At 52.3% G+C, this 4,601-nt stretch carries 6 protein-coding genes; 4 read left to right on the plus strand and 2 right to left on the minus strand.

Translation table 11 applies throughout. The features are described from left to right. Positions 1 to 234: 234 nt before the first annotated feature. The 4 genes from NTZ04_02040 to NTZ04_02055 all read left to right on the plus strand — a co-directional run bounded on the left by NTZ04_02040 (position 235) and on the right by NTZ04_02055 (position 2,689). Entirely contained in the window at positions 235 to 783 is a 549-nt protein-coding gene (locus tag NTZ04_02040; GenBank protein MCX5991103.1) for an RDD family protein, read from the plus strand. Positions 784 to 806: 23 nt separating this feature from the next. After that, on the plus strand, positions 807 to 1,526 hold the full coding sequence (locus NTZ04_02045; GenBank protein MCX5991104.1) for a hypothetical protein: 720 nt from the start codon (positions 807 to 809) through the stop codon (positions 1,524 to 1,526). A 160-nt stretch (positions 1,527 to 1,686) separates the two neighbouring features. Next, complete coding sequence (locus NTZ04_02050) at positions 1,687 to 2,106, plus strand: nuclear transport factor 2 family protein (GenBank protein ID MCX5991105.1); 420 nt, start codon at positions 1,687 to 1,689, stop codon at positions 2,104 to 2,106. Positions 2,107 to 2,128: 22 nt separating this feature from the next. Continuing rightward, entirely contained in the window at positions 2,129 to 2,689 is a 561-nt protein-coding gene (locus tag NTZ04_02055; GenBank protein MCX5991106.1) for a hypothetical protein, read from the plus strand. A 33-nt stretch (positions 2,690 to 2,722) separates the two neighbouring features. Here the strand turns inward: NTZ04_02055 and NTZ04_02060 are convergent, their stop codons facing one another. Both NTZ04_02060 and NTZ04_02065 read right to left on the minus strand, forming a co-directional pair. Next, positions 2,723 to 3,406 (minus strand): EthD domain-containing protein, encoded by a 684-nt coding sequence (locus tag NTZ04_02060; protein MCX5991107.1) that lies wholly within the window; start codon positions 3,404 to 3,406, stop codon positions 2,723 to 2,725. Positions 3,407 to 3,702: 296 nt separating this feature from the next. Continuing rightward, complete coding sequence (locus NTZ04_02065) at positions 3,703 to 4,374, minus strand: HNH endonuclease family protein (protein MCX5991108.1); 672 nt, start codon at positions 4,372 to 4,374, stop codon at positions 3,703 to 3,705. Positions 4,375 to 4,601: the final 227 nt, after the last annotated feature.

Below are 4,601 nucleotides of genomic sequence, written 5' to 3' on the forward strand. Positions count from 1 at the left end.
CGGCCCCCATCCACCTCTCTCCCATCTTGTTCAAGACCATTAGCCTCTTCTGTTCCTTCCTGTTCAATGTCACCGTCTCCTTCATAGGGTGACATTTTCCCTGAACGCTTAACCCCTGTCATAATCGTAGAACATCCACAACAAGTAGTGCGCGCGTTGACAAACAGTCAAGGGTTATGATACTGTCCGAGCCATCCGCCTGATAATATTCTCGCGATGACAAGGAGGGGATGGATGGTCACAGATCACGATCATGCGCAGTCTGGTGAGCACCTTAATGCCGGCCTTCCCACCATGGCTGCAGGTTCAGGTATTCAGAAGGATGTTCCTTCGGTAAGCGACATGCAATATGCCGGGTTCTGGAGCAGGTTTATTGCCTTTGTTGTCGATGTTGCAGCGCTCTGGATTCTGGCTTTTGTTCTTGCCATCATACTCCCCATCCTCCTCGGCCCTCTTATAGGACTGCCTGCAGATGCCGCCATATTGGCCTCGATCATTGTCTTCTGGGTTGTGGTTCCGTGGCTTTACTGGGCGTTGATGGAGAGCTCTTCGAGACAGGCAACGCTGGGCAAGACAACAATGGGCCTCACCGTCAGCGACATGTCAGGGAAAAGGATCTCCTTGGGCAGAGCTACAGAGCGCTACTGGGCCAAAGTCCTGTCGGCCCTGATGTTTCTTGCGGGGTTTGTCATGATTGCCTTCACCGCCAAGAAACAGGGACTCCATGATATCATAGCCCGATGTCTTGTCATGACAAAAAAGCAGCCAGAAGGGCAACCGTAGAAGGCTGACGGGAAGGGGGGAATATGGACAAGCTGCTCTACATCCTCTGGGGACCCAAGGGGCAGGACAAGAAACAGAGGCAGCAGGTTTTACTCAAGGAAGTCGCACCCGGGTTGCTTAAGGCCGGGGGCGTGAAGCTGACCATGTATATCGTTGATCAGGATGCCAATGTAAGATCATCTGCGCCGTTTCATCCCGGGGAGCGCATGTGCGCCGAAGTAGCCCTCTGGCTCAACGATATTGAGAAACGTGGCCCGTGCGAGGAGATCCTCCGGGCTGCCGGCTTCAGGTTTGCCGGCTATCTGGTGGATGAGTCGATCTACACCGAATACGGTGGCAATCGGCACTCCGGCCCCAGGAATTGGCCCGATGGCCAGCGTTCCCCCGGCATAGTCGCAGTTACCTTGATGGAACGGCCAAAACGGCTTTCCCGCGAGGAGTGGATCCGGCGGTGGCACGGAAGGCAGTCGCCGGTCTCCGAGGCGATGCAGCCCCGCACACGCTATATACGTAACGTGGTGATCAGGGCGGTCACGGCGGAGGCACCGCCCTACGAAGGCATTGTGGAGGAGTCCTGGCCCTCAGCCAGACACACCACCAATTACTTCCTCTTCTACGGCGCCGGTAAGAACCCGTTCAAGCTGGTGTGGAACATGATCGTGATGCTCAGGAGTGTTACCCGCTTCCTCGACCTGAACCGCATCCGCACCACTATGACGAGTGAGTATATCCTGAAGGGCTAAGCCGCAATAGCGGTCATTTGCTGAAGTTGGGATGTCATCACGGCTGCTGGAATTACTTGTTTCAGTCCGGGATTGGGGTGCATGATGTGCTGCATTGCACGATGTCGTAGCGATCAATTCAACGTGACAGTAAATATATCCGGAGCAGGGAGGTAAACAAATGATCGGAGCCATAATTCTAAAGGTGGCGCTGCGTAGTGCTATGAATGACCTGAATAACCGACGGAAAGAGAAAATCATTGCCAGTTTCGCGGACGATGCCGTCATTATCTACCCCGGCAAGATGTCGGTCAGCGGCATGCGGAAGGGGAAGGCAGCCATAAAGGAATTCTTTGACAAGTATTTCGATCAGTTTCCTGAGGAACACTGCGTGGCTAAAGAGACATACATCAAGAATATCCTGGCACTGGGCCTCAGTAACACTATTGCGATACGGTTCCAGAAGAAGGTCAAAAACAAAGCAGGGCAAACGTTCGAGAATAGTGGCATCAGCGTGCTCACAATACGATGGGGCAAGGTTGTGGAAATGCAGGATTTCTACTTCGACGTTGAAAAATTGCAGCAGATGTATGGAGAATGAAGACCAATAAAGGGAGGCAACCATGGCCTATATCTTTGACCCTAATGTATTACAGGACGTAGTCAAAAAGAACCTCGGCCTGCCGCTGGAAGAGAGGCTGGATGCCATCATTGCTGACATCGACAAGACCTACCCCAAACGGATATGCACCAAGAAGAAATGGGCGTTCACCATAGCAGGCGGAATTGCCGGACAGGTGACAATCCTCTACGGATCGCTTTCGGAGTACCTCCTACTGATCGGCTTCCCCGTAGGTACCGAGGGATACTCCGGACGCTTTGCGCCCCTGATATATGACGTCATCATCGAGGGAGAGCATCAGACCTACACCCTGGGCCAGATTAGACCTACGGTGTACAAGCCCGGAGACATGGCGTCGCTTCGGAGAGGCACCGACAAAGGCTGCTTGATGAAACCAGGCAATTGGATGCTCGAATATGCCCGGGGGTTCATTGCTCAGGCGATGCCCATGGGGATCATCGCCAACAGCATAACTACCATGGACTACAGAAGTGTGCGGCGGCAATTCTGGGAGTACAGCAAGATATGCACCAGGGAAATCCTGAGGGGACATATCTTCTGAGGCAAAAGACACCACACTTCGAGAGCGAGATGCCTAGCTGCGAATATAATATTCCGTGAGCAGATAGTTCTCGACCTCTGAGATTTGCAGGAATTTATTGGCATGCAGGCCCACTCTGACCATGTTCGGAAGCATCCTGAATAGCCCCCCGAAATAGCGCGCCGGGTTGGTGATATCTCGAAGGCTCCGGCAATGCTCTTCCACAATGCCGTCCATCGGCGGGGAGCCCTCAATGACCGCTGATTCCACCACATTACGTATGTAGTTCCACAACGGATGAATCCGCATTGCCATGGGGGTATGATGGCCAAACCATTCCTTCATGAATTGTTCATAGCTCAAGGAGGGGTTCTTCCTCATAAGCGTCAACATCACAGCGCCCGGCGACACTTTGCCGTCATCCCAGTCCTTTTTGTAGGCCACCGGCATGGATTCTGTGACCTGATAGCCAGCGATGTTCGAGCCGATGCCGGCCATCTCGGCCTGCCAGTCTTTAGTGCGGTCCGATTGGTTGTCCCAGACAGATATCATGGCCAGTCCGGTTCTTTTCAGAGGGAGAACGGTTAATCTGGGTAGTTTCACTTCGGTGAGGTCTATCTTGAGCTTTTCAGGATTGAGCCGGAGTAATCGAGGCACGAGTTTATCGAATATCTCTGACTTGAATGCCTGGTTCCCAGGCTTCTCCGGACTTCGAATCAAATAGATGTACTTTGCCATGGTCCCCCCCTTTCACAGCATGGCTAAGCCAAGCTTAGCTTGTTCCGAGATTATGGCGGCAGAGGAGGTCAATGTCAAGGCAGCAGCATTCCAGGTAGTGTATCAGTTTGAAATCTAGCGGGGCTAGATTACCATGCTGGGGCGTGGCATACTTAGTATATGCCTACAAGGAAAAGGCATGGCAGAAAGCGTATGGACTTGAGCCAACTTGCGGTCTCAATTGTCGAAAAGGCCACAGGGGGCAAGTTGCGAGGTAAACCAAAGGGAAATCAACGAGACCCCAATGCCACAGCTACCTAGATCGGCCAAGTCTTGACGGATAGTTCGGCCATCTTACTCTGTCTGCTTGTTATAGCCCCAGGCGTCCAGTCCTCAAGTTCTGCTATCTGGCTTGTAAGAACATAGGGAGAGTCAGCGTAGACCTGTTTCTTTGTGGCAAAATCGGCACTCCTGAGGTTGGAGTTCTTGCTTGTTTGCATCAAGGCGAGGTTTCCGAGGCGGTTCACGTAGTTGGTTACGTCATCGTCACTGAATCTAGGCCACTTTCCCTCAGGTTTCTTGGGGAGAACATGCTCAAGGTTGATTATGGCAGTGTCTTCGAGTGGGCCATACCAGGGCTCCTTCTCGCCTTTGGCTGTCATCTCTAGGGCACGTAGATAATAGCGTGCAAACGTCGCCGTTGATACCCGTGTTATTGCAAATGCTCCCCTGAATTCGGTATCTGATGGAGTAATGGAACCCAGAGCCTTCTTGAGGTCAGATGCACTTTTGATACTGCCGTCATAGACCTTTTTGGCAGTGTTAGCAAGAGGGGTCGAAACGCTGCCGCTTCTCGTCGTCGAAGCTACTAGAAGCCTTACACCTAACGATGTGAGGAAGCCAAATGATTTCGCGGTCTCTTTGGCATCCATTTTCGCCGCAACGGCAAGAATCAGTGGCCTCATCGGCTTGATGTCGAAAATTTCCAATACCCGAATCGCTCGACGCACAGCATCTGGGTAATCCGCCCACCGCTCATGCTCTGCATTGAACGTGGCAACGTAGACATAACTCAGGTTTTCTAGTCTAGTGTTTCATAAACTGCTTTACAACGAGCGAGCTTGTCAAGAATGGCTTTGGCGGAGGCTTTCCACACCAACGGTTTAGGGTCGGCATTGGATATTGTCAGGTACTCCTTAATGGCATGGATCAACTC

Source organism: Chloroflexota bacterium (assembly GCA_026389585.1).
Taxonomy (GTDB): domain Bacteria; phylum Chloroflexota; class Dehalococcoidia; order UBA2247; family RBG-13-53-26; genus JAPLHP01.

Bases quoted from the DNA above. Each gene is read 5' to 3' on its own strand.
- NTZ04_02040 (MCX5991103.1), top strand. From the start codon at position 235: ATGGTCACAGATCACGATCATGCGCAGTCTGGTGAGCACCTTAATGCC.
- NTZ04_02045 (MCX5991104.1), top strand. From the start codon at position 807: ATGGACAAGCTGCTCTACATCCTCTGGGGACCCAAGGGGCAGGACAAG.
- NTZ04_02050 (MCX5991105.1), top strand. From the start codon at position 1,687: ATGATCGGAGCCATAATTCTAAAGGTGGCGCTGCGTAGTGCTATGAAT.
- NTZ04_02055 (MCX5991106.1), top strand. From the start codon at position 2,129: ATGGCCTATATCTTTGACCCTAATGTATTACAGGACGTAGTCAAAAAG.
- NTZ04_02060 (MCX5991107.1), bottom strand. From the start codon at position 3,406: ATGGCAAAGTACATCTATTTGATTCGAAGTCCGGAGAAGCCTGGGAAC.